The sequence below is a fragment of the Streptococcus mitis genome, from assembly GCF_023110375.1.
Taxonomy (GTDB): Bacteria; Bacillota; Bacilli; order Lactobacillales; family Streptococcaceae; genus Streptococcus; species Streptococcus mitis_CI.
In genome coordinates, this window is the sequence record NZ_JALDVV010000003.1 from 107,419 (window position 1) to 133,000 (window position 25,582).

Here is a 25,582-nt window from a genome sequence, read left to right on the forward strand (position 1 = left end):
ATATGGCAGAAAAGAAAATTAAAAAAGAAAAAATTGATAATGTCGGCATTCACTCCTTCAGTAAGAAAGCAGATATCTTCTTTAGTACCATTTCTGGTTTGGTTGCCCTTTCTTGTATCCTACCCTTTGTATTCGTTATCGTTATTTCGGTGACAGATGAAAAGAGTATCCTCCAAAATGGATATAGCTTCTTCCCATCTCAATTTGGCTTAGACGGTTTTGAGTTTTTGGCACAGTTTAAGGATAAAATCCTCCAAGCCCTCTTCATCTCAGTCTTTGTAACAGTGGTGGGGACTATCACAAACGTTTTTATCACAACAACCTATGCTTACGCTATCTCACGGACAACCTTTAAGTATCGCAGATTCTTTACGATTTTTGCCCTTCTTAGTATGTTGTTTAACGCGGGTTTGGTACCGGGCTATATCGTGGTAACTCGTTTACTTCAACTTGGTGATACAGTTTGGGCCTTGATTGTTCCAATGCTTCTCTCACCATTTAACATCATCTTGATGCGTTCTTTCTTCAAGAAGACCATTCCAGAAGCTATTCTAGAATCCGCTCGTATCGATGGTGCTAGTGAGGCCCGGATCTTCTTCCAAATCTGTTTGCCATTGTCACTACCAGGTATCGCAACCATCACGCTCTTAACAGCTCTTGGTTTCTGGAATGACTGGTTCAACGCCCTTCTTTATATCAAGAGTGACAACTTGTATCCATTACAATATTTGCTCATGCAAATCCAGCAAAATATGGATTACATCGCCAAAGCAGTCGGCCTATCTGGTCAACTGGGAGTTGCTCTTCCAAAAGAAACAGGACGTATGGCCATGGTTGTGGTTGCAACACTTCCAATCGCGATTTTGTATCCATTCTTCCAACGCTACTTTGTAAAAGGTTTGACTATCGGTGGTGTGAAAGAATAGTGCTTGTTGAGAAAAATCATTTCTCATTTCCAAACTTCCCTTGCGTGAAGTTAAGATCATTACATTGTTTATAAGTTTAAAAATAAAAAAAGGAGTTTTTGTCATGAAAAACTGGAAAAAATATGCTTTTGCATCTGCTAGCGTAGTCGCTTTGGCTGCTGGTCTCGCTGCTTGTGGAAACCTTTCAGGTAACAGTAAAAAAGCTGCTGACTCAGCTTCAGGTGAAAAAACTGTTATCAAAATGTACCAAATCGGTGACAAACCAGATAACTTAGATGAATTGCTAGAAAATGCTAACAAAATCATCGGTGAAAAAGTTGGTGCTAAATTGGATATCCAATATCTTGGATGGGGTGACTATGATAAGAAAATGTCAGTTATCACATCATCTGGTGAAAACTACGATATCGCCTTTGCATCTAACTATGTTGTAAATGCTCAAAAAGGTGCCTATGCTGACTTGACTGACTTGTATAAGAAAGAAGGGGCAGAGCTTTATAAAGCACTTGACCCAGCTTATATCAAAGGTAACAGCATTAACGGTAAAATTTACGCAGTTCCAGTTGCAGCCAACGTTGCATCATCTCAAAACTTCGCCTTCAACGGAACTCTTCTTGCTAAATACGGTATCGATATTTCAGGTGTCACTTCATATGAAACACTTGAACCAGTCTTGAAACAAATCAAAGAAAAAGCTCCAGATGTAGTGCCATTTGCGGTTACTAAGAACTTCATCCCATCTGATAACTTTGACTACCCAGTTCCAAATGGACTTCCATTCGTTATCGACCTTGAAGGGGACACTACTAAGATCGTAAACCGTTACGAAGTGCCTCGCTTTAAAGAACACTTGAAGACTCTTCACAAATTCTATGAAGCTGGATACATTCCAAAAGACGTAGCAACAAGCGATACTTCATTTGACCTTCAACAAGATACTTGGTTCGTTCGTGAAGAAACAGTAGGACCAGCTGACTACGGTAACAGCTTGCTTTCACGTGTTGCGAACAAGGATATCCAAATCAAACCAATCACTAACTTCATCAAGAAAAACCAAACAACACAAGTTGCTAACTTTGTCATCTCAAACAACTCTAAGAACAAAGAAAAATCAATGGAAGTGTTGAACCTCTTGAACACTAACCCAGAACTCTTGAACGGTCTTGTTTATGGTCCAGAAGGCAAGAACTGGGAAAAAATTCCAGGTAAAGAAAACCGTGTTAAAGTCCTTGATGGCTACAAAGGAAACACTCACATGGGTGGATGGAACACTGGTAACAACTGGATCCTTTACATCAACGAAAACGTTACAGACCAACAAATCGAAGATTCTAAGAAACAATTGGCTGAAGCTAAAGAATCTCCAGCACTTGGATTCATCTTTAACACTGACAATGTGAAATCTGAAATCTCAGCAATCTCTAACACAATGCAACAATTCGATACAGCTATCAACACTGGTACTGTAGACCCAGACAAAGCTATTCCAGAATTGATGGAAAAATTGAAATCTGAAGGTGCTTACGATAAAGTATTGAACGAAATGCAAAAACAATATGATGAATTCTTGAAAAACAAAAAATCATAAGATCAATTGATTTCGTGTATTCATTCCTAATTCCTAAAAATTGAATCACTGTTTTCCTCAGGCTTATCTGGGGGAGGCAGTGATTTTTTGAAACGAGAGCATAGATATCTGTGTTTTCTTATCGCTGTTTAACCATTCAGGAAATCTCAAATACCATTTAGGATTTGGAGTAAGGATTTAGGAAAATATAGCTTATATTAGAGATGTCTCGAGTTTACAAAGGAGAGTTCATATGAAGAAGTATCAACTTCTATTCAAAATTAGTGCAGTTTTCTCTTACCTATTTTTCGTATTTGGTCTTTCTCAGCTGACGCTTATTGTTCAAAATTATTGGCAATTTTCTTCCCAGATTGGCAATTTCGTCTGGATTCAAAATCTCTTGAGTTTGCTATTTAGCGGAGTCATGATTTGGATTCTGGTTAAGACAGGCCATGGCTATCTTTTTCGCATTCCGAGAAAAAAATGGCTTTGGTATTCGATTTTGACAGTACTAGTGGTAGTGCTCCAGATCTCTTTTAACGTTCAGACAGCTAAACATGTTCAGTCAACTGCTGAAGGTTGGGCTGTATTGATCGGTTATAGTGGGACCAACTTTGCTGAGCTAGGTATCTATATAACTTTGTTCTTTCTGACTCCACTTATGGAAGAGCTGATTTATAGAGGATTACTGCAACACGCCTTTTTTAAGCATTCGAGATTTGGCCTTGATTTGCTTCTTCCGTCCATTTTATTTGCTCTTCCTCATTTTTCAAGCCGGCCTAGTTTGTTAGATATCTTCGTCTTTGCAACATCTGGCATCATCTTTGCTAGTTTGACCCGCTATACCAAGAGTATTTATCCATCCTATGCGGTGCATGTGATTAATAATATTTTCGCGACATTACCATTTTTGCTGACTTTTTTACACAGGGTATTTGGGTGAAATATTGGTACGAGAGTTAGGAATGATAGCTTTTCAATTTAAGGAGGAAAATGAGAATGACACCATTAAAATGGTTTGCAGGAGGAAGCGAAAGGCGTTGTGAAGCGATGACTATCATAGATCACCTACTGGAAGGTATAAGCAATACGCCTCAACTTGCTCCCCTGAAAAATCAGTTAGTGATTTATAAAAGAAGATTAAAGAACGATGGGACCTCTACTCCGTTTATTCTGAGTCAAATGAATGTTGACATCTCACGTGTGTTGATTGATAACAAGCTGAGTTTGTCAGAAAGTCAAGCCGAGCAGATAAAGAAATTAAGAGAATTGTCGGCGATTCGTTATGGTTACTGATGGAGTGCAGGGATAAATCCCTTTCTACAATTTCCAGTCAAATAAATTGCATTCGTTTTCTCAAGCAGGTATACTAGTATAGTTAGATGAAAAATTCTGAAAATTTAAGAATAGAAAAGAGAACAAATCTTATGGCAAAAGATATTCGTGTCTTACTTTACTACCTTTATACTCCAATTGAAAATGCAGAGCAATTTGCTGCAGACCACTTGGCCTTTTGTAAATCAATCGGCCTTAAGGGCCGTATCCTAGTCGCTGACGAGGGAATTAACGGAACAGTTTCAGGTGACTATGAAACAACTCAAAAATACATGGACTACGTTCACAGCCTCCCAGGCATGGAAGACCTCTGGTTCAAGATTGACGAAGAAAATGAACAAGCCTTCAAGAAGATGTTTGTTCGTTATAAGAAAGAGATTGTCCACCTTGGTTTGGAAGATAACGACTTTGACAACGACATCAACCCACTTGAAACAACAGGTGCTTACTTGTCTCCAAAAGAGTTTAAAGAAGCCCTTCTTGACGAAGACACAGTGGTTCTTGACACACGTAACGATTATGAGTACGACCTAGGACACTTCCGTGGAGCTATCCGCCCAGACATCCGCAACTTCCGTGAGTTGCCACAATGGGTCCGTGACAACAAGGAAAAATTCATGGACAAACGTGTCGTGGTTTACTGTACAGGTGGCGTTCGCTGTGAGAAATTCTCAGGCTGGATGGTCCGTGAAGGCTACAAAGATGTCGGCCAATTGCACGGAGGAATCGCAACTTACGGTAAAGACCCAGAAGTCCAAGGTGAACTTTGGGATGGGAAAATGTACGTCTTTGACGAGCGTATTGCCGTAGATGTTAACCATGTCAACCCAACCATCGTAGGGAAAGACTGGTTTGATGGAACACCATGTGAACGTTATGTCAACTGTGGAAATCCATTCTGTAATCGTCGTATCTTGACATCAGAAGAAAATGAAGACAAGTACCTTCGTGGATGCTCACACGAGTGTCGTGTTCACCCACGTAACCGCTATGTTTCAGAAAATGAATTGACACAAGCAGAAGTGATCGAGCGCCTAGCCGCTATCGGTGAAAGCTTGGATCAAGCAGCTACAGTATAAGATCAAACAGTCCTCAGGGGCTGTTTTTCTATGCTTTTTACTCAAAAATTAATACTCAATGAAAATCAAAGAGCAAACTAGGAAGCTAGCCGCAGGCTGTACTTGAGTACGGCAAGGCGAAGCTGACGCGGTTTGAATTTGATTTTCGAAGAGTATAAAGTTTGTTTTTGTATCTTTCAGAAAAATAAGGTATACTATATGTAAACGATTTCAAAGGAGTTCAGTTATGACGAAAACATTTTTTATTCCAAATAAACAGAGCATTTTAGGAGAACAGGAAATTTTGACTGCCAAGTCTATCTTGGCCTTGGTGGATGGTTTGGAGTCGCATAGCTATGATGCTATCTATCTCCGTCAGCCTCTTAATCGTCTTGAGTATATCGAGTGTGCGATAGTGGGGCAATCACAATTTCTTTTTAAGGTCAGTTATGCTGATAGTCAAAAGGCTTACCGTATCGATCTTCCTGACCTACTCACGAAGACAGACTGGCAGATTATCAAATCATTTTTAGATGCTCTGCTTGCTTATACAGGAACTGAGATTGAAGGACTAGATGGTTTTGATTTTGAAGCTTATTTCCAAGCAAGTATTCAAGCCCATCTGACAGACGCTGCAGCCCGTTTTACGATTTGCCAAGGAATTTTTAATCCTGTTTTCTTTGGTCATGAGGACTTGAAAAGCTTTTTAGAGGAAAATGGCTTGGCTCAGTTTGAAGCGCGTGTACGTGCGGTTCAAGAGACAGATGCCTACTTTGCAAGAGTTTCCTTCTATCAGGATGGAGAAGGCCAAGTGCACGGTGTTTACCATCTGGCTCAAGGAGTCAAGACAGTATTACCGAGAGAACCATTTGTTCCTACTGCCTATATTGAGCAATTGGTGGATAAGGAAGTGCAGTGGGAGATTGACTTGGTTCAAATCACAGGAGACGGCTCTAAACCAGAAGACTATGAAGCCATTGTCCGCTTAGACTATGCAAAATTCCTAGAGTCACTACCATCAGCATCTTACCACCAACTAGATGCCAATCAATTAGAAGTGCAACCCATCTTAGACAAAGATTTTAAAGCATTAGCACAAGAAAAGTAAAGCAGAAGCAGGTCAATTGCTATTTAGCGTGCGAAATATGGTTTAGTCTTGTTAAGTTTTGTAATATAAAATTTTAAGAATTGCTTAGTTCAATAAAAAACAGCATAATATAAAAAATATAATATTATTCGGTAACTAATTATCAGGAGATTTTAAGATGGATATCAAGAAGGAAGTAGGTAAAAGAATCCGAATGTTGCGAGAGATGAAACATATCACTCGTGAAACTCTTTGTGATGATGAAACTGAGATAACGGTGCGCCAATTAGCACGGATTGAATCAGGCCAGTCTTCCCCGAGTTTATCCAAGGTAGAGTATATAGCTTACAAACTAGGCTGTTCAATTTCACATATAGTAGATATGGATCATATGATTTTACCCTCCGAGTACTTGATATTAAAGGATAAACTCATTAAGTTTCAAACTTATGGAGATGATGATAGAATCCAAGTTAAGGAAGAGTTGTTTGAAAGAGTTTACGAACACTATTATGACAGTCTACCTGAGGATGAGCAGATTGCAGTTAGTGCCTTACAAGCTAGTTTTGATGTCTTTGTAAGTGAAGATGCAGGTTTTGGCGATGCTTTGCTGGATGAATATTTTGAACAAGTAAAGATAAGGAAAAACTATTCGGTGAATGATTTGCTTCTGATAAAATTGTACTTTGTTTCGTGTTTAGCAAGACCGATTGGGTATCATCATGAACTGTTTTGGATGCTTTCTAAAAAACTTATAAGAGAAACAAATTCATCCGATTTAGAGACAGCTTATATGTTAAAGAGAACAGTGCTTGATTCTTTAGCTGTTCAATGGATGGAAAAATCTTACTCCACTTTTGAGCCTTATGTTAAGGCGATGAACAGGCTGATGATTTTATCGCAGGATTTTCAAAACAAGCCAATTGTTGATATGCTTGAAGCTATGTGTACCTTATTTCATAAACGGGATAAGGAAAAAGCCATCCGCTTATACGATAGAGCTATTATTTGTGCTCAAGCATTTGGAGACCAAGTATTAGAAGCGCGTATATTGGGAGAAAAAGAAAAAGATTTAAAAACTTTTGAGGAAATGGAGAGCTAACATGACATTTTTGTCATGTTTTTTTATTTTTGAAAGCGCTATACTATGATCATAAAGAACAAGAGATAAGGAGGAAAGAAGCATGTTTGGATTTGAAGTATTCTTAAGTCTTAGTTTTTGGTTTTCTGGATAGGAGATAGAAATGGAAGATTTTAGTATCTCGCTAGAGACGTTTACACAAACTCGCCACAGTTTGCTGTTTCGAAATAACACGACGGAGCAAAAGTTGGTACAAATAGAGTTGAATAAGGAACCATTCCGTTTAGCTATTTTAGATGCAGGCGAAGAGCGAGTTTTAATCTTACCAGAAGAATTATCTATTATCGAAAGTTTTAGAATTTCAGAAGTGGAGGACAATCCATGATGTCAAAAAAACATGTTGTAGAGACAATGGTTCTTCTTGTGATAGCATCTTTATTTTTAGCAGGATTTTACTATCAAAACCAGGAATCTCATCATCAAGAAGAAACAGCGCAAGAGCTCCTCTTAAAAAAAGAGGAGGAAATAAACCAATATATTTCAAAAACTAAAAATACAACATTCAAGAATGCATTGTTAACCTCTAATGAGGGAGCACAGGTTCAACTATCAGATTATAAGTTTAGACCAAAGGTTGTGGTATTCTGGGCTAGTTGGTGTCCTGATTGCCAAAAAGAGCTCCCAATCATTCAGCGCCTTTATGATAAATACCAAGATAAAGTTGATTTCTTTATGGTGGATATAGTTGATGGGGAACGTGAAACACTTGAAACCTCTCATCAATTTTTAAGGAATCAGGGTTTTACCTTTCCAGTTTATATAGATCAAGATTTACAAGCTTTTAAGTTTTTTGATGTAAAAGCTATTCCAACAATATTTATAGTGGATAAAGATGGGATAGTGAAACAAATTTATGTAGAACAAGGAAGCGAAGAAATCTTGTCTAAAGATTTAAAACAGTTAATAAATGACTGAAATGAGAATCTCATTTGGTTATTATAAAAAATTTTTTAAAAGGAGGGTTTTCTGATGAGAAAACTAACTGGACGTGTCAAAAGACACATTGTAGCAGGTCGCTTTTGTATTATAGGTCTTCGATATGGAGTAGGCATATTTTGTTGGGATTAAATAGGAGGATGAAGTAGTGAAAAAACTAAGTAACAAAAATAAACAGCACATTGTAGCAGGTCGCTTTTGTATTATAGGTCTTCGATATGGAGTAGGTATATTTTGTTGGGATTAAAAGGAGGGTTAAGTAATGAAAAAACTAAGTAATAAACATAAAAAACACATTGTGGCAGGTCAATTTTGTGCTGTTTCACCACTCGGTATTTATGGAATGCTCACAGGTATTGGGTTCTTCTGCTGGAGTTAACGTAATCTAAAAATCTCTGGCAGGGTTCATTCCTTGTCAGAGACTTTTTAATATAATGAACGGAGAGAAACTATGAATCGTGTGATTTTAAGTCTTAAAAATATTGATAAAACATATGGGAAAGAACAGGTTTTACATAATATTTCCTTTGATATTGAGCAAGGGGAAATATGTGGTCTTATCGGTGAAAATGGTGCAGGAAAGACAACCTTAATGAGAATTCTTCTAGGACTAATTCAAGCTGATAAGGGAGAAATTGAGAGTGTTTCGCAGCATAAGATTGGTAGTATTATCGAATCACCTGCCCTCTATCCAAACTTGACTGGACGTCAACACCTGCAATATTATAAAACAAGATTTGGTTTAAAGACAGATATCACAAAAATGTTGGAATTGGTTCACTTGCCGGAACCGTCATGGGATCGAAAAGTAAAAAACTATTCCCTTGGAATGAAGCAAAGACTATCGATAGCAATTGCGCTTTTGGATAATCCAGAGCTTATTATCTTAGATGAACCAGTGAATGGTTTAGATCCTCAAGGGATTTCAGATTTAAGAAAAATGATTTTGAATTTACGGGATCAGTTAGGAGTTACTTTTTTAATCTCGAGCCATATTCTGTCAGAATTGGAATTTATAACAGATAAGTATATCATCATGAAAAAAGGAAAGATTCTAAATGTGATGAGTTCAAAAGAGCTAGCAAATGATTTGTCAGAAAAGCTCTTCCTTAAGACGAGTAATAATCAGATTCTAAAAACGTTTTTAAAAGAAGAGGGCATTGTTCATTTTGAGCAGGATGACTATCTGGTTGTGCCAGAAAAGGAAAAATTAATGGCTATCTTGGAATATAGTGTCGTGTCAAATCTAGTGATACAGGATATTTATATTAAGAAAGAACGCTTTGAGGACTACTATTTGCATAATATTATCTGATGATTTAAGAAAGGAGGAGAGTCATGAATTCTCTTAAAGCAGATATGTATAAATTTTACTGGGAAAAAAGAGGAGTACTTCCTAGTTTGTTGATAGGATTATTGATTTTGTTATTCTCCTTATTTTTTAAGTCATCGAATGAAGATGAACCAGCATTTCGAGTATTGATTTCAAATGTGAGTGGTTTTATTCCTTTGCTTTTTATCTCTACTAATTTATTTTTCTGGGGGGAAGATTATAGTTTCCGTACGATTAACATTCTCCTCACAAAAGAAAAACAACGTTGGAAGTTATTTTTATATAAAACTTTGGGAGCCTTTTGTTTGTCTTTCCTATATGTAACTATTTTTTATAGTTTAACAGCCCTCGTCTATTTGGAGGGAGACTTGGTGTTGATTGTTTCGACATTTTTACATCAACTACCATACTATTTGGTTATTATCAGTATCTCATTATTAATTTTTCAAATATTTGATAAGGTTTATGAATCATGTATGATTTATATACTCTATATTTTACTGTTTGATAACCTATTGGTTTATGTCCTTCCAAACTCTGGTGAGAGTGTGAGAGACTATTTATTAATGACTTTAAATTTGAAAACTTCCCCTGGAGTAAGTCAATTTACCCTTACGAATGTAGGCTATCCTATATTGGTAAGTATAGCAGTGATTGTACTTGCGTTTGTTGTATTCAGTAAAAAAGAATTTAAGTAGGAGTACTAATGATGAAAAAAATAGGAATTGTAATTGGGCTGTTGTTACTGTTTGTAGTGGCTGGAATTTTATTAACCTTAAAACGAGGAGAGACGACAATCAGTGTAAAACAATCGTGGGCTCTTTCTTCTAAAAGTATTAAAACGTTAGAGTTTTATGGTTCAAAGCAAGCAATTGATGTTAAAGTTGTCAAGAGTGAATCAGATGAAACAAGTGTTCAAATAGAAGGAAAAGTTTCCGAAGAATCAGTGAATAACATAACTAAAAACGTTAAAATGAGTTCAGATAGTCTATATATTCCATTTTCACAACATGGCTTTAATTTGGCTTTGAGTTCACAAGGGAAAGACAAGTTATATGTAACCATTTCCTTAGGGAAAAATGCAACTTTCGAAAAAATTTTTGTAGATACTCTTGTTGGCGATGTATCTATTACAGTTCCTAAAGATTTTGATGGAATCTATACTTTGCATACAAATAATACAGGAGAAGTTTTAAAGGTTCCTACGACAAATCAAACTTCGAATAGCGTCATTGAAGTTGATGGTTATAGTAAGATAAGTGTTGAAAAAGGAGAAAATAATGGTTAGTCACTATAAACAAGCAACTTTGCTGGATTGTGGAATGGCTTGTGTAAAGACAATCATTTCTTACTATTTCCCAAAATTAGAACATTTAGATAGTCTACAATTTGATAACAATAACCACCAAGGACTGTCTTTGTTTGATATAGAAGATATACTAAAAAGCTATGGTATTGATGCGGATTCTTATCAAATTGAGACTCCTAGTTTGTTAAACAACGTATCATTTCCTTATTTACTAGTAGTAGAAAGAGCTAGCTTGCCTCATTATATCGTCGTGTTGGATGGAGACAGTAGTTCATTGATTGTTTCTGATCCTGCAAATGAGGAAATTGAGAAAATTTCAAGATTAGAACTTTTTAGTCAGAGTGTAGGAATTGTTTTAATTCCTCAAAAGAATGAGAATGTTAATTCAGAAGATAGAAAAGATATTGTTACGATAAGCTATGCAGATAAGTTATATCATAGATTTCTAGCTTCACTTGGTTGGAAGAGAAAATTGGCAATCTTTTTCTTGGGATTAGCTAAAATTAGTTTACCTATTGCTATTGCTTTTTTACTACAAATAACAATGTCTGGTCTACTTAACATTCAGTTTAGTATTCAACTATTTACCCTAGCTTCAATAATATTAGCTTCATATTTGTATTGGCAGTTCTCTATATTAGAAACGAGATTAAAAGGAAAGATTGAGAATAATTTTTTAAATGATATTCTGTCCTCTTTTTATAAGAACCAATTAAATGATTTTTCTTTAACTAAAAATTATGAGTATGTGAGTAGTTATTTTTGGAATTTATTGTTATCAGCAACAGGTATTATGCAAAAATTTTACTTAAAGGTACAGCTTTTAGTGTTTTGTTTGCTACTGTTATTGCTATTAAAATTGAATATTATTATTTTCGCAGTTACATGCGTATCTATAGCTATTCTTGGTTTATATGTCAATTTTGAAATACGAAAAGTTGTAAAAAATCAGCGAGAATTTATTGCTAATAGTTCTAACTTTAGTTCTCTGGTAGAAAATACAATTTATGGTTTGCAAGATATTATAAGTTTCCAAAAATCTAGCGACTTCATCAAAGAATTTGATGAAAGACTCAATGAACTATTGGGAACGAAACTAGATAGTACACATATTACCAATAGATTATTAGCTTCTACGCAGATATTTATTGGTTTAACTGGTTCATTTTTGCTTGCTACTGTAAATATTATTAGAGATTACGCACATATATCGGAGTATACAAATAGTATTTTGATTTTATTACTGTTATCCAGCATTTTAAATTCTTTAATTACATCTTGGGTAGCATTGAAAAAAAGTCAATATTCCTTTGAGTTTATTGGACTAGAGGAAGTAGGGATGGAAAGTAATCTTGCTACCATTCCAGTATCTAAAATTGAACAATTGTCATGCCGGAATTTATGTAAAAAATGGGATGAAAGATTGGTGTTTACTAAATTAAATTTTGAGTTCAATAGTGGTGAATTAACCGTTATTACAGGCGGGAATGGAACTGGGAAATCATCTCTTTTGAATATTATTCAGGGATTATCTTCTCCAACAGAGGGTGATATTGTACTGAATGGAATGGAAAGTTTTTCTACTTTAGAGGAGACTAATATTTTAGATTATTTAAGCGTGTATTCATCTGAATTTCATGTATTCCCTGGAAGTGTTTCAAAAAATATTAATTTCACTCTATTTAATAAGGAAAACTATGAATCAAATAATCTTGATAGTCTGAATCTCAATATAGCTCTAAGTCATCAGATTGATGGGAAAGCCACCAATATTTCGCAAGGTCAGAAACAAAAAATTCTACTCATGAGGAGTTTATCGCAAGAAAAGGACATCTATCTATTTGATGAGCCTACAGGAAATTTGGACAGAAACTCAACTGAATTATTTCTAAATGAGGTTGAGAAATTAGTGAACGAGGAAAAGATTGTTATTGTCGTGACTCATGATAAGGATGTTATTGCTAGAGCAGGTAAAGTTATTAATATGGACGAATTTCATTAAAAGTTAATAAATGGAGATTGGTGGTTTCTAATCTTAATTTTACATATAACTAGTTTGCATAATATTTGGAATAACGAACTTCATAGCAACGTTATCATACTACTGAACTCTAGGAATAAAACCCATCCTAGGACAAAGATTTTAAAGCATTAGCACAAGAAGAGTAAATCAGAAGCAGGTCAATCGACTTGCTTTTTGGTATAGAAAAATCCTGCCATGGATGACAGGATTGAATCTTAAAGAAAGGCTAAGATACGAAGATAATCTCCAATCAGTGCCACTTCAGCTACAAAGAAGAGGAGGATAATGACTCCGTTCACAAGGACAGACAAGAATAATTGATAGAAGGAGTCGGTTTCACTTGCTTGACTTGGCCTTGTAATGATATGGAGACTAGCAAGCAGAATGATTCCAATGCTAATCACACACAAGAGGGCTGTAAATCGCAGGCTATCAAAGAAGGCAAAGAAACTAGCAATAGCAGTGAGGAAGATTGGAATTGCCAAGAGTTGACTATATTGTTGGAGAACCTTTTCTAGCGTCCAGTCCTTTTCTTGGTAGATAAATCGTCTCACGACGAAACTACCCAAGAGGAATGAAAAGAAGAAGAGTGTTGTTGCTACTAGGATAGAGATAATCGAAAAGAGATTCAATGAAGCAAATTGTTCAGGGAAGTGATTATGCATAGTTGCTATATGTCCATAGTAAGCATGTTTGATGTGGTAGATACTAAAGAAAAAGGAAGATGCAGAAAACAGAATGAGCAAGAGAAAGGCTGTGTAACTGTGTGTGCTACTTGTTTCAAGCTTGCTTGTAGGAGATTTGAGAGCCTCCACTAGCCAAGACCAAAAATCAAGCACTTGCTCTTTCCATTTATCCGTAGATTTTGGAGCTTGGTCGGGGATATAGGGACTTTCTAAGGATTGACTGAGAAGAAGGGGCTCTTTCGTGGTTGGTTTTTGCTGAGGAAGTGCTTCTTGGTTCTCTTCAGCTTTAGTGACTTTTTCTGTTTCTTTAGAAAAATCTTGCTCTTCTTCAGTAGAATCTAATGCTTTCTTTTCTTCTATTTCTGTTCTCGCTTCACTGTCTTCAGGCGTTTCAATTGTCTCTTCTTGCTGGCTTTCCAGTTCGACTTCAGCTTGAGAGACGTCCTCCTCTACTTGAGTATTTTTTTCAATTGGTGTATCGAGATTGGCTATCGTTTCTTCAGCCTTGTCTGCAACCTCTTGAGTTTGCTCTTCAGGTTTGTTCTTGCTTGTTGCTTTTACAAAATCATTACTTTCAAACCATTCTTGTTTCATGGTAGAACCTCCTTTTTAGTTAGATAAATATGCTTTTATAGTAGCAGATGTAAGCGCTTTTGTCAACGATTTCTAGAAGAAGACTCGTGTTCCTCTGCTTTGAGTAGATAGATATACTGGTCTGCCCTTGCTATGAGTTGATCTTTCACATCAGCTTTTTCTGTTTTATAAGGATTGCTTAAATGTTCATCTTTGTTTTCTTTATTTTTAAACGAATGTCTTCCTTCTCTCAGAAAATGGATAATAGAACCATGTTTTGTTGAAAGATCTAAGTTGATTCTTTGTTTTTCTTCTTCGGAAAGTAGGAGGTTTAGGTCTGTTTTTGCTACCAATTCCACCTTACCATGTACTTGGATTTTTTCAGCGTGGAAGTGATTCTCTGTTGACTCTAGCTGACTATCTGCAAGGTCTGTATCAAAGATATTAATGATATTAGGGGTTGTGAGTTTACTGTTTTTGATACGACTTCCTTCAATTCGGAGGAGATAGCCATTATTGGTATTGATGGTCGCATTTTCAAGACTAGCATTAGTGATACTAGTTTGTCCACGATTGGCTGACACGTTGATTCCTTTTAGAGTTCTCCCTTTTGGAAGTTGGAGAATAACTTCTTCAAAACGACGAGAGTAGCTACTTGCGATATGGAGAATCCCGCCAATTCCAGAAGAGAGAAATGGACTTTCAGACAGTTTCTTATCAGTGAGGCTCAGCGTTTTATCGTTTTGATTTGTGATAAGATCATGGTTAGCAGAAATAGATGGATGGTAAGAAATGTGGATTTGATCATCGAAAGAGTCTGTGATGGTCAGCGCGTGTTGGTGGAGAGTAATTTCTAGGTTTTCGACTTCCTTGCCAAAGGTTAGCTCTTCCGTACGGCTATCATAGACAGGTTCTTTGGACATGGCAAGTAGGCTCTTAATTCCGTCAGATTGGATGCCTACAAAGAGCAGGACAAAGCCGATAATAGTAGTCACCACACCAAAAATGAGAAATCCTTTTGTCCATTTACGCATGCTGGTCACCTCTCTTTCCTTTTTTAAGAACAAATTGCACCAGGCGAACAATGAGTAGACCGAAGAAGCGAGCTACATAGGAAATACCTAATAAAACCAGCGAAGAAGCACCGATAGCTAGTAAACCAGAACCGAAAATCAAGATAAAGGCTGATTTAGCTTGGGCTAGGACAGTAAAACTTTCAACTAAAAATAGGAATCCGCCGATGATACCAAGTATGGAAACTGCAAAGAAAGCCAGAATGACAGTCAAAGCAGCAACAAGGATTGCGAACAGGGACACGAGGATGGCGATTCCCAGAGGAATACCGATGGGTGCTGCAAGCAAAGCTAACAAGGCGATATGCAAAATTTGTCGGTTATTCTTTTGAGCAGGCGCTTCATTGATTTTTTTATCTAGAAGATTTGATAGAACTTCGTGGGCTGCTTCCTTAGGAGTTCCCAAGCTAGCGATGAGTTCTTCTTCTCCCTCGACTCCAGCATCGTCAAAGAGTTCTCTGAAATAGTCCATGGCTTCAATTTGGTCAGCCTGAGGCAGTTTTTTGAGATAAAGTTCTAGCTGAGTCAGGTATTCAGTTCTTGTCATGGCGGATACTCCCTTCTATGATGCCATTGATGGTGTCTGTATAAAGTGCCCATTCATCTTTTAGGGTCACGAGCTGTTCTATACCACCATTTGTCAAGGAGTAGTATTTGCGCATGCGACCTTGGAACTCTCTAGAATAGGTTGTCAGAAAGCTATTGCCCTCCAATTTTTTGAGAATGGGATAGAGTGTAGATTCTTTGATATTAGCGATCAGCTTAATGGTTTGGCTAATCTCATAACCATAAGAATCATCCTGCTCCAGTACAGCCAAGATGAGAAATTCAATCAAGGCAGAGGATGTTGGAAAGTACATGGGGAACCTCCTTTTCTAATGTGTAAGATTTTTATATATAATTTTTCTACACATACATTGTACATCTAAATGAAAGCCCTGTCAAGAGAAATGTGTAAAATTTTTATATATAAAAAACTTCTAGCCAAAACTAGAAGTTTAGAGGATTTTATCAGCTCTGTCCACTGTAAAGAGGGCCACAGTCATCAGGATATCGACGAGTAAGAGGGCAGCTACAGCTGGTACCCAAGAGTGGAAAAGGTCAAAACTGTAACCAAAGAGGGTTGGTCCAAAGGCTGCTAGGATATAGCCTCCTGTTTGAGATAGACCGGACAATTGGGCCGTCTTTTCAGGAGCGCTTGTCTTGAGTGAAAAATTGACCATGAGATAAGGGAAGAGGGCACTGGTTGCGGTTCCGATGAGGAGATGGATGGCAAGCCAGTAAAAGAAATTACCGATTGGGAAAAAGAGCATGGAAATACCGACCACACCAGCTAGTGAAACCAGAGTGAGCATGAGCTGACGGTTACGAGTAGATAAACTGGTTGTCAGGCTTGGGATGGTCATTGAAAAAGGAATGCTAATCAGGGAGAAGATAGAGGTCAGCAAGCCAGCTTCGTGACTGGATAGGCCTGCATGGATGGCCATGGTAGGTAGCCAGGTCATAGCGGTGTAAAAGAGTAAGGATTGAAAACCTGCAAAGACAATCACTGCCCAGACCTGTTTATTACGCATGACCTTTGCTTTGCTTTTTTGTTTGGTTTGTGGAGCTAGTCTGTGATTATAGCGGTGATTTGGGAGCCAGACCAAAAAAGTTGCTAGACAGAGCAGGGTGAGGAGGATGATAAGTCCTTTCCAAGAACTGGCTTGTGTAATAGGCACGGCTAGATAGGAAGCCAGAGCCGTCGCAATCCCCATAGAGGTTACATATAAGGTGGTCAGAAAACCAATCTTCTTTGGTTGATTGGCTTGGATGAGACTAGGAAGCAGCACATTGATGACTGCGATACTTGCCCCAACCATCAAGGTTCCTAGATAGAGCAGGGGCAGATTGATTAGTCGAATGAGAGAACCGATGGTCAAGAAGAAAAGGCTGTAGGTGAAGAGATGCTCCAAGCCGATTTTTTGAGCCAGTCGGGTAGAAAAGAGTGAGAAGAGGGTAAACATGAGGAGGGGAAGGCTGGTCAAGACACCAAGCGAACTAACTTCTACTCCCAACCCTTGCGAAATATCTCCCAAAATAATGGGTAAAACAGTAAAAGGAGTCCGCAAGGAAACACCAATCAGGATAATACCTGGAACAAAAAAGAGTGATTGCTTTTTCATATAATACCTCTTCTAGCTGATTTTAATAACAGCTTATTTTAAGGCTTTTTCCCTATAATGTCAAGTAAGGTTTTGGGCTTTCAAGATAAAAATGGGAAAGTCTTGAAAATTATGATAAAATAGTGGAAGGAAATCTATACATTGGAGAAAAACTGTGTCTGAAAAGCAAAAAATCAGCGTATTGATGTCGGTCTATATCAAGGAAAATCCGACATTCTTAAAGGATGCTATTGAGAGTGTTCAAAATCAGACCCTGAAACCGAGCGAATTGGTTCTGGTTGAGGATGGGCCTTTGACACCTGAGCTCTATCAGGTATTAGACCAGCTTGAAGCTGAGTCTGATATTCCAGTGAAACGCTATCCTCTTGAGCATAATCAAGGTTTGGGTCTGGCTCTTCGACAGGGTGTTTTGCAGTGTCAGTACGATATCATCGCTCGTATGGATACGGATGATATAGCTGTTCCAGACCGTTTTGAGAAACAGGTTCAGCTAATGGAGAAGGACAAGCTCGACCTATTAGGTGGACATATTGCAGAGTTTATTGACAATCCTGATGAGATTGTTTCTTACCGTCGTGTTCCAACTCAGCATGCAGATATTGTAGCTTATCAAAGGATGAGAAGTGCCTTTAACCACATGACTGTCATGTTCAAGAAGGACATGGTTCTCAAGGCAGGCAACTATGAGGATGGCCTTTATATGGAGGATGACCTCCTCTGGCTCAATATGATTGCTGCAGGAGCTAAGACTGGAAATCTGGATCAAATCTTGTGTAAGGTTCGTGTTGGAGCAGGAATGTTTGAGCGTCGTGGGGGACTGCGTTACCTCAAACTCTATCGTCAAGCTCGTCAGCGCATGCTGAAGAGAGGGCAAATTTCTTACATGGAGTATGTCAAGAGTGTTGCTATTCAGATGATTGTTGCCCTTTGTCCCGGATTTGTCCGACAGTTTATTTTTATGAAACTGTTACGAAAAAGCAAGTAAAAGATTGTAGCAAATCGTAAACTTTAGAAAAAGTGTTATAATAACAATATAATGCTCTTCGAAAATCAAATTCAAACCGCGTCAACGTCGCCTTGCCGTACTCAAGTACAGCCTGCGGCTAGTTTCCTAGTTTGTTCTTTGATTTTCATTGAGTATAATCATCCAGCTCTTTTAAGGAGGAGTAAATTTCTATGAATAAAAAACTCACAGATTATGTGATTGATCTGGTGGAAATTTTAAATAAGCAACAAAAACAGGTTTTCTGGGGAATATTTGATATTTTGAGTATGGTGGTTTCCATCATTGTATCTTATATTTTATTCTACGGATTGATTAATCCAGCACCTGTTGACTACATTATCTATACGAGTTTGGCCTTCCTGTTCTATCAATTAATGATTGGATTTTGGGGATTGAACGCTAGTATCAGTCGTTACAGCAAGATTACGGATTTCATGAAAATCTTTTTTGGTGTGACTGCTAGCAGCATCTTGTCATATAGTATCTGCTATGCCTTCTTGCCACTCTTCTCTATCCGTTTTATCGTGCTCTTTATCTTGTTGAGTACTTTCTTAATTTTATTGCCACGGATTACTTGGCAGTTAATCTACTCAAGACGCAAAAAAGGCAGTGGTGATGGAGAACACCGTCGGACCTTCTTGATTGGTGCTGGTGATGGCGGAGCCCTCTTTATGGATAGTTACCAACATCCAACCAGTGATTTGGAACTGGTCGGTATTTTGGATAAGGACGCTAAGAAAAAGGGCCAAAAACTTGGTGGGATTCCTGTTTTGGGTTCATATGATGAATTGCCTGAATTAGCTAAACGCCATCAAATCGAGCGTGTTATCGTTGCGATTCCGTCGCTTGATCCATCAGAATATGAACGTATCTTGCAGATGTGTAATAAACTGGGTGTCAAATGTTACAAGATGCCTAAGGTTGAAACGGTTGTTCAGGGACTTCACCACGCAGGTACTGGGTTCCAAAAAATTGATATTACGGACCTTTTGGGCCGTCAGGAAATTCGTCTTGACGAATCGCGTCTGGGCGCAGAACTGACAGGTAAGACAATCTTAGTCACAGGTGCTGGTGGCTCAATCGGTTCTGAAATCTGTCGCCAAGTTAGTCGCTTTAATCCTGAACGCATCGTCTTGCTCGGTCATGGGGAAAACTCAATCTACCTTGTTTATCATGAATTGATTCGCAAGTTCCAAGGGATTGATTATGTACCAGTTATTGCGGATATTCAAGACTATGACCGCTTGTTGCAAGTCTTTGAGCAGTACAAGCCAGCTATTGTTTATCATGCGGCTGCTCACAAGCACGTTCCTATGATGGAGCGCAATCCAAAAGAAGCCTTCAAAAACAATATTCGTGGAACTTACAATGTTGCTAAGGCTGTTGATGAAGCTAAAGTACCTAAGATGGTTATGATTTCGACAGATAAGGCGGTTAATCCACCAAATGTTATGGGAGCAACCAAGCGCGTGGCGGAGTTGATTGTCACTGGCTTTAACCAACGTAGCCAATCGACCTACTGTGCAGTTCGTTTTGGAAATGTTCTTGGTAGCCGTGGTAGTGTGATTCCAGTCTTTGAACGTCAGATTGCTGAAGGTGGGCCTGTAACGGTGACAGACTTCCGCATGACCCGTTACTTTATGACTATTCCAGAAGCTAGCCGTTTGGTTATCCATGCTGGTGCCTATGCCAAGGATGGAGAAGTCTTTATCCTTGATATGGGCAAACCAGTCAAGATTTATGACTTGGCCAAGAAAATGGTCCTTCTAAGTGGCCACACCGAAAGCGAAATTCCAATTGTTGAAGTTGGAATCCGCCCAGGTGAAAAACTCTACGAAGAACTCTTGGTTTCGACCGAATTAGTTGACAATCAGGTTATGGATAAGATTTTTGTTGGTAAGGTTAATGTTATGCCTCTAGAAGCAATCGACCAAAAAATTGAAGAGTTCCGAACTCTCAGTGGAGATGAGTTGAAGCAAGCCATTATCGCCTTTGCCAATCAAACAACCCACGTTGAATAAAAAATCTTTAAAATCAGAAAAACGCATATTATCAGGTCTGAAGAACCTTGGTAATATGCGTTTTGTTATGTAGAGACTTATACTCTTCGAAAATCTCTTCAAACCACGTCAACGTCGCCTTGCCGTATAGATGTTACTGACTTCGTCAGTTCTATCTACAACCTCAAAACGGTGTTTTGAGCAGTCTGCGGCTACTTTCCTAGTTTGCTCTTTTATTTTCATTGAGTATTGCTCCATTTTCTTCTGAAATGGGGTTGTCGCCCAGTCTATGTTATTGAAAATACCCCAAAACTTCTATGGGTTTGTGGGCGATATAATCAGGCTGATAGTTTAGTAGATCTGCTTGTTCTCCAAATCCCCAAGTGACGGCCAATTTCTGAATGCCTGTTTCTTGAGCTCCCATCATATCAAACTTGGTATCTCCGATGATGATGGCTTGTTCTGGTGCTAGTTGATGTGTCTGTAAGGCTTGGCGAATGACATCTGCCTTATGAGGTGCTTCAGGGCTGGAGCCATAAATGCTATCAAAGAAATGATGGATTCCCAAGTTTTTAGTCATATCTTGAGCGGTAGGGGTATTCTTTGTAGTGGTGATATAAAGAGGGTAATTGCTCGTTAACTCCTCAAGCAAGTCTACAATCTGAGGAAAGAGTTGAGCTTCATAGATGCCTTTTTCCTTATAGTAGGAACGGTATATCTGCACAGCCTCAGAAATTTGTTCTTTAGGCAGGCAGGTCGCAAAACTACTTTCGAGAGGCGGTCCCATAAAACCACGAATAGTTTTGGCATCAGGACTAGGAACCCCCAGCTCCTTAAAGGTATGGGTAAAGGCATTGTGAATCCCGATAGAACTGTCAACGAGGGTTCCATCCAGATCGAAAAAAATCGCTGTGATAGAGGTCATGATTTCTCCTATTTGATAAGCTTATTCTCCGAAAATTTCTTTTTGGAGGCGACGACCGGTTGGTGTGGCAGCGAGTCCACCTTCAGCTGTTTCACGAAAGGCAGTTGGCATGCTTGCTCCTACTTGGTACATGGCATCGATCACTTCATCCACAGGGATTTTAGATTCGATACCTGCCAAGGCCATATCTGCTGCGATGAAGGCAAAGCTAGCTCCCATGGCATTACGTTTGACACAGGGAACTTCGACCAAACCTGCAACAGGGTCACAGATGAGGCCTAGCATATTTTTAATGACAAAGGCAATAGCTTGACTGGCTTGGTAGGGTGTTCCGCCTGCAGCTAGAGTCAAGGCTGCAGCACTCATAGCAGAGGCCGAACCAACCTCGGCCTGACAGCCACCTTCGGCACCTGAGATAGAGGCGTTGTTTGCGATGACTAGTCCAAAGGCACCGGCAGCAAAGAGGAAATCCAGCTGTTGCTCGTGGCTGAGGTCTAATTTTTCAATAGCAGCTGTTAGAACTGAAGGCAGACAGCCAGCACTTCCTGCGGTAGGAGTGGCACAAACCAAGCCCATTTTGGCATTGTGTTCATTGACTGCGATGGCATTTCGGGCAGCAGAGAGAATCGTGTAATCTGACAGAGTTTTTCCGTTTTTAATGTAGTGATCCAATTTGGCAGCATCTCCACCTGTCAGGCCACTACGAGATTTATTTTCATTGAGGCCAAGTTGGACAGAGGCTTTCATGACTTCCAGATTGCGTTCCATGAGAAGGAAGACTTCTTCACGTTCGCGACCGGTCAATTCAAACTCTGTTGTAATCATGAGTTCTGCGACATTTCCTTGAAAGTCCAGATCTGCTTGCTCGACCAATTCTTTGATAGAATAAAACATGCTTCCTCCTATTTAAAGAAATTGACATTGTGGAGATGAGGGATTTTTCGAATTTCTTCGATGGCCTCATCACAGTTGCGACTGTCAACTTCGATAATCATAATAGCTTTTTCACCAGCTTTTTCACGAGTGACATTCATCTGGGCGATATTGATACCATAGCGGGAAAGTGCCTCCGTAACAAGGGCAATCATACCTGGAATATCTTGATGAACGATAATGATAGTCGGTGTATTCATATTGAGAGAGACGGCAAAACCATTGAGTTCGGTGACCTGAATATTTCCTCCACCGATAGAAATACCAGTCACACTGATGGTCTTATGAGCATTTTTGACGGTAATTTTAGTGGTGTTTGGGTGAGGAGCATTGCTGTCTTTCTGAATGGTCCAGACAATCTTGATGCCACGCTTGTGGGCAATCTCCAGACTGTTTGGAATTTCAGGATCATCTGTATCCATGCCTAAAATACCTGCAACAAGGGCTAGGTCTGTTCCGTGACCACGATAGGTTTTGGCAAATGAGTTAAATAGTTGGAATTCGACTTCTGTCGGAGTATCATCAAAAATGGAAGAGACAATCTTCCCAATACGGACAGCACCAGCGGTATGACTACTAGATGGGCCAATCATAACTGGTCCGATGATATCAAAGACAGATTGAAAACGAAGTGATTTCATCAGTTTCCCCTTATAAAAATTCTTACCTCTATTATATCAAAGAATGAAGGTCTTGGCTTTAATTGTGGATGAAAACCTTTTTACACTACAAATAGCATAAAAAAGCATCTTTTGTAACAAAAAATAGCTTATTTAGAGAAATAAAAAATAATTTTGTAATATTTCTACATAAAAGTGTCAAGAAACGGTAATATTTAAAGGGTATGATAGAACTATAGAAAGAAGGAGAATTTTCAAATATGAAATCAACAACTAAAAAGATTAAAACAACTCTTGCAGGAGTAGCTGCCTTGTTTGCAGTATTTGCTCCATCATTTGTATCTGCTCAAGAATCATCAACTTACACTGTTAAAGAAGGTGATACACTTTCAGAAATCGCTGAAACTCACAACACAACTGTTGAGAAATTGGCAGAAAACAACCACATCGACAACATTCATTTGATTTATGTTGGTCAAGAGTTGGTTATCGATGGTCCTGTAGCGCCTGCTACAACACCAGCACCAACTACTTATGCAGCACCAGCAGCAGAAACTACAGAAGTAGTAGAGGAAGCAGCTCCAGTGGCAAGCGCACCTGCAGCAGAAGAAACTGTTGCTGCAGCAGAAACTTCAGCACCAGCTGCAACTGTAAGCGGATCTGAAGCAGAAGCTAAAGAATGGATTGCACAAAAAGAATCAGGCGGTAGCTACACAGCTACAAATGGACGTTACATTGGACGTTACCAATTGACAGATTCATACTTGAACGGTGACTACTCAGCTGAAAACCAAGAACGTGTAGCAGATGCTTACGTTGCAGGACGTTACGGTTCATGGTCAGCTGCTAAAAACTTCTGGCTTAACAACGGCTGGTATTAAGAAATAATGAACAGAATAATTTGAAAAAGTCGAGGAAATCCCTCGACTTTTTTATATTTCTTTCGGTTGATAATAGATCTCCACTTCTTTTTTGAGAAAGGCTAGAATGGAAGTTTCATCGGTCAGCTCTAGAAGGGAGAACCCTTTTTGGATAAGTTTAGCATCATCCCTACAAATCCCAATACGGACATAGCAGATAGCAAGCATATCGTAGCTTTTCTTGTTCTTGGCATCCTCTAGTAAAGTATAGCAGATTTGTTGACACATGTTTCTGTCTTGATGATATAAGTAAATGGTGGAAAGGTTGAGTAGGATTGCCATTCGCAAGTCATATAAATGTTGGTAGTTTTTATAGACTTCCAAGCGTTGCAAGATTTTTTCAGTGATGAGATGGAGGTGTTCAATAGGAAAGCTGAAAAGGATGGTATTGAGGATTTTTAGGTCACTTTCATACCATGTATCTTGTTTTTCAATTTTTTCCCAAAGTTTTTTGACAGTTTGTTTCACTTGATCTGACAGTTTCTCTGTACCATGTTGACGGATATGAATGACAACTTCCAGCATATCCCTGATTTCTTCTATAGGCAGGTCGTGATGGGTCTTGAGATAGTTTTGGCATGTTTCAAAAAAATCAACTAGACCACTGCCACCAATGATGGAATTCATATTGAGATAAGTTTGCATGATTTCTGTCCGTTGGCTCGGCTGATAGAGATGGCAGATGTAGTCAAACTCTTCAAAACTCATATTAACCTGTCGGAGAAGAAATTCCATGTTTTCATATTTGGGAGTTACCTTGCCACTTTCAATCTTTGATAGGCTGGTTCTTGATAGGACATCTCCGCAGACTTCTTCTTGGGTTAATCCTTTTGACTCACGTATTTCTTTATAGACCTTTCCAAAATCATAACGCATGATTTTCTCCTTTTAGTGAAAAAAGTTAACAAACAATAAAATCCTATTAAAAATATTGTATCATAGTAATATAAAAAGTAAAAAAGAAAGCTAAAATAAGTTTGGTGTAATTTTAATATGGGGTTAATGAGTACTATGATGTAGCTAGAAAAGGGGTGGAAAAATGTTTAAAAATAAGGAACTTTTTCGAGTAGTCATGATATTTGTGATAGGAATTATCCTAATTTTAATGACACCCGTCTTATTTAAAGTTATGATGGACCTATTTTCAAAATAAATAGGCTTCTGTTTTAGGCAGAGGTGTGAATCAGGAGGTTAAGCGATGAACTACAATTTAAAATATCTTTTATCAGGAATATTTGTCCTAGTCTTTATAGGTTTCCTAGTCTGGATGCGTTATGTTAATCAGAGGAAGGAAGAAGAGCATTCGGATGTGTCTTTTGAAGCGAGGTTAGATAGTGAAGTCAAGACCTTGTATAAACAACTAGGATTGGGTGAGGAGCCTCATTATTTCTTAGCCTATCGCTACCTACATCCTTGGTTTGATTTGGCGATTTTACCACCAACAGTTGAAATTTTCTTAACTAAAATAGCGCTGGTGATGGTAACTCCAGATGAACTGCTGATAAGAAATCTTGGAAATGGGATGACTTTCACAAGTGAGCATCATCGTGATTTGCGACAAGGACTTATCCGTATTCCCAAATCAGAGATAAAAGAATTTGAGATTCGCAACTGGAAAAGAGCTTTTGTATTTGGAGACTTTTTGACGATTAAAACAAGCCAACATAGCTATTATTTGCAGGTCAGAGATGATGGACTTCAAAAGGGAAGTCTTTCCGCCAAACATTTCTCCGACTTGAAACGACAAGATTTTTTAGGATTATTGACAGATAAAAGGACATTTTGATAGACAATTGCCCCAAAAATGGAATCTCTGAATGTTCAACAATTCAAAAACCACACAGTATCCCTTTCAATTTGATTATGTTCAATATTGGAATGACTGTGTGGTTTTATTTAGAAGTTAGTTTTTGTTAGACTTTTATATACTTTGTTCGATAAAAGACAATTAAATTAGTGATAGCCG

Annotated in this window: 26 protein-coding genes; 17 read left to right on the forward strand and 9 right to left on the reverse strand. The window is 38.3% G+C overall.

The annotated features are described in order from the left end of the window. The first annotated feature begins 2 nt into the window (after positions 1-2). From M1G12_RS03795 to M1G12_RS03855, 13 genes are all read left to right on the forward strand, one after another. On the forward strand, positions 3-926 hold the full coding sequence (locus tag M1G12_RS03795; protein ID WP_000818353.1) for a carbohydrate ABC transporter permease: 924 nt from the start codon (positions 3-5) through the stop codon (positions 924-926). Between the two features lie 103 nt (positions 927-1,029). Continuing rightward, entirely contained in the window at positions 1,030-2,514 is a 1,485-nt protein-coding gene (locus tag M1G12_RS03800; RefSeq protein ID WP_000800391.1) for an ABC transporter substrate-binding protein, read from the forward strand. Positions 2,515-2,746: 232 nt separating this feature from the next. Further along, entirely contained in the window at positions 2,747-3,436 is a 690-nt protein-coding gene (locus M1G12_RS03805; protein ID WP_247949419.1) for a CPBP family intramembrane glutamic endopeptidase, read from the forward strand. Between the two features lie 56 nt (positions 3,437-3,492). Further along, a complete protein-coding gene (locus M1G12_RS03810) occupies positions 3,493-3,789 on the forward strand; it encodes a bacteriocin immunity protein (protein ID WP_247949420.1) in 297 nt (98 codons plus the stop codon). Between the two features lie 131 nt (positions 3,790-3,920). Next, complete coding sequence (trhO, locus tag M1G12_RS03815) at positions 3,921-4,907, forward strand: oxygen-dependent tRNA uridine(34) hydroxylase TrhO (RefSeq protein ID WP_020899966.1); 987 nt, start codon at positions 3,921-3,923, stop codon at positions 4,905-4,907. 226 nt (positions 4,908-5,133) lie between these two features. Continuing rightward, positions 5,134-5,994, forward strand: coding sequence for a DUF4299 family protein (locus M1G12_RS03820; RefSeq protein WP_084887743.1), 861 nt, complete (start codon positions 5,134-5,136; stop codon positions 5,992-5,994). A 157-nt stretch (positions 5,995-6,151) separates the two neighbouring features. After that, positions 6,152-7,075, forward strand: a complete 924-nt coding sequence (locus M1G12_RS03825) for a helix-turn-helix domain-containing protein (RefSeq protein WP_020902121.1) — start codon at positions 6,152-6,154, stop codon at positions 7,073-7,075. Positions 7,076-7,217: 142 nt separating this feature from the next. Next, positions 7,218-7,439 (forward strand): hypothetical protein, encoded by a 222-nt coding sequence (locus tag M1G12_RS03830; RefSeq protein ID WP_000389381.1) that lies wholly within the window; start codon positions 7,218-7,220, stop codon positions 7,437-7,439. Next, complete coding sequence (locus M1G12_RS03835) at positions 7,439-8,029, forward strand: TlpA family protein disulfide reductase (protein ID WP_247949421.1); 591 nt, start codon at positions 7,439-7,441, stop codon at positions 8,027-8,029. Before M1G12_RS03830 ends, M1G12_RS03835 begins: the two co-directional genes overlap by 1 nt. A gap of 472 nt (positions 8,030-8,501) precedes the next feature. Next, entirely contained in the window at positions 8,502-9,365 is an 864-nt protein-coding gene (locus M1G12_RS03840; RefSeq protein ID WP_020902118.1) for an ATP-binding cassette domain-containing protein, read from the forward strand. A 23-nt stretch (positions 9,366-9,388) separates the two neighbouring features. After that, entirely contained in the window at positions 9,389-10,081 is a 693-nt protein-coding gene (locus tag M1G12_RS03845) for a hypothetical protein (protein WP_020902117.1), read from the forward strand. An 8-nt stretch (positions 10,082-10,089) separates the two neighbouring features. After that, positions 10,090-10,671: a hypothetical protein gene (locus M1G12_RS03850; RefSeq protein WP_020902116.1), complete on the forward strand. Its 582-nt coding sequence runs from the start codon at positions 10,090-10,092 to the stop codon at positions 10,669-10,671. Next, entirely contained in the window at positions 10,664-12,694 is a 2,031-nt protein-coding gene (locus M1G12_RS03855; protein WP_084887745.1) for an ATP-binding cassette domain-containing protein, read from the forward strand. Before M1G12_RS03850 ends, M1G12_RS03855 begins: the two co-directional genes overlap by 8 nt. A 236-nt stretch (positions 12,695-12,930) precedes the next feature. Here M1G12_RS03855 and M1G12_RS03860 read toward each other — a convergent pair whose 3' ends face one another. The 5 genes from M1G12_RS03860 to M1G12_RS03880 all read right to left on the reverse strand — a co-directional run bounded on the left by M1G12_RS03860 (position 12,931) and on the right by M1G12_RS03880 (position 17,212). After that, complete coding sequence (locus M1G12_RS03860) at positions 12,931-13,995, reverse strand: DUF6574 domain-containing protein (protein ID WP_247949422.1); 1,065 nt, start codon at positions 13,993-13,995, stop codon at positions 12,931-12,933. A gap of 62 nt (positions 13,996-14,057) precedes the next feature. After that, positions 14,058-15,008, reverse strand: a complete 951-nt coding sequence (locus M1G12_RS03865) for a DUF4097 family beta strand repeat-containing protein (RefSeq protein WP_247949423.1) — start codon at positions 15,006-15,008, stop codon at positions 14,058-14,060. After that, positions 15,001-15,594 carry a DUF1700 domain-containing protein gene (locus M1G12_RS03870; protein WP_000198700.1) on the reverse strand — a complete coding sequence of 198 codons (594 nt, stop codon included), beginning with the start codon at positions 15,592-15,594 and terminating at the stop codon, positions 15,001-15,003. Before M1G12_RS03870 ends, M1G12_RS03865 begins: the two co-directional genes overlap by 8 nt. Next, a complete protein-coding gene (locus M1G12_RS03875) occupies positions 15,581-15,907 on the reverse strand; it encodes a PadR family transcriptional regulator (protein ID WP_000273858.1) in 327 nt (108 codons plus the stop codon). The genes M1G12_RS03870 and M1G12_RS03875 overlap by 14 nt, the downstream gene beginning before the upstream one ends. 138 nt (positions 15,908-16,045) lie before the next feature. Continuing rightward, positions 16,046-17,212, reverse strand: a complete 1,167-nt coding sequence (locus M1G12_RS03880; protein WP_049499175.1) for a CynX/NimT family MFS transporter — start codon at positions 17,210-17,212, stop codon at positions 16,046-16,048. A 154-nt stretch (positions 17,213-17,366) separates the two neighbouring features. Between M1G12_RS03880 and M1G12_RS03885 the strand changes: the two genes are divergently transcribed. After that, entirely contained in the window at positions 17,367-18,197 is an 831-nt protein-coding gene (locus tag M1G12_RS03885) for a glycosyltransferase (protein ID WP_247949424.1), read from the forward strand. Between the two features lie 191 nt (positions 18,198-18,388). Continuing rightward, entirely contained in the window at positions 18,389-20,239 is a 1,851-nt protein-coding gene (locus M1G12_RS03890; protein ID WP_247949425.1) for a polysaccharide biosynthesis protein, read from the forward strand. Between the two features lie 271 nt (positions 20,240-20,510). Here M1G12_RS03890 and M1G12_RS03895 read toward each other — a convergent pair whose 3' ends face one another. Genes M1G12_RS03895 through sdaAB form a run of 3 tightly spaced genes read right to left on the reverse strand, consistent with a single transcriptional unit; the run spans position 20,511 to position 22,717 of the window. Next, complete coding sequence (locus M1G12_RS03895) at positions 20,511-21,143, reverse strand: HAD family hydrolase (RefSeq protein WP_247949426.1); 633 nt, start codon at positions 21,141-21,143, stop codon at positions 20,511-20,513. A gap of 21 nt (positions 21,144-21,164) precedes the next feature. Beyond that, positions 21,165-22,037, reverse strand: coding sequence for an L-serine ammonia-lyase, iron-sulfur-dependent, subunit alpha (sdaAA, locus tag M1G12_RS03900; RefSeq protein WP_000500041.1), 873 nt, complete (start codon positions 22,035-22,037; stop codon positions 21,165-21,167). An 8-nt stretch (positions 22,038-22,045) separates the two neighbouring features. Then, the gene (gene sdaAB / locus M1G12_RS03905) at positions 22,046-22,717 is read right to left on the reverse strand and encodes an L-serine ammonia-lyase, iron-sulfur-dependent subunit beta (RefSeq protein ID WP_000838912.1); all 672 of its coding nucleotides are present in this window, start codon (positions 22,715-22,717) and stop codon (positions 22,046-22,048) included. Positions 22,718-22,956: 239 nt separating this feature from the next. Here sdaAB and apf point away from each other — a divergent pair, with 239 nt between their 5' ends. Next, on the forward strand, positions 22,957-23,577 hold the full coding sequence (gene apf, locus M1G12_RS03910) for an aggregation-promoting factor (RefSeq protein WP_247949427.1): 621 nt from the start codon (positions 22,957-22,959) through the stop codon (positions 23,575-23,577). Between the two features lie 51 nt (positions 23,578-23,628). Here the strand turns inward: apf and M1G12_RS03915 are convergent, their stop codons facing one another. Next, positions 23,629-24,492, reverse strand: coding sequence for a helix-turn-helix domain-containing protein (locus M1G12_RS03915; protein WP_001268144.1), 864 nt, complete (start codon positions 24,490-24,492; stop codon positions 23,629-23,631). A gap of 322 nt (positions 24,493-24,814) precedes the next feature. Here M1G12_RS03915 and M1G12_RS03920 point away from each other — a divergent pair, with 322 nt between their 5' ends. After that, positions 24,815-25,402: a hypothetical protein gene (locus tag M1G12_RS03920; protein WP_001108796.1), complete on the forward strand. Its 588-nt coding sequence runs from the start codon at positions 24,815-24,817 to the stop codon at positions 25,400-25,402. The last annotated feature ends 180 nt before the right edge of the window (positions 25,403-25,582 follow it).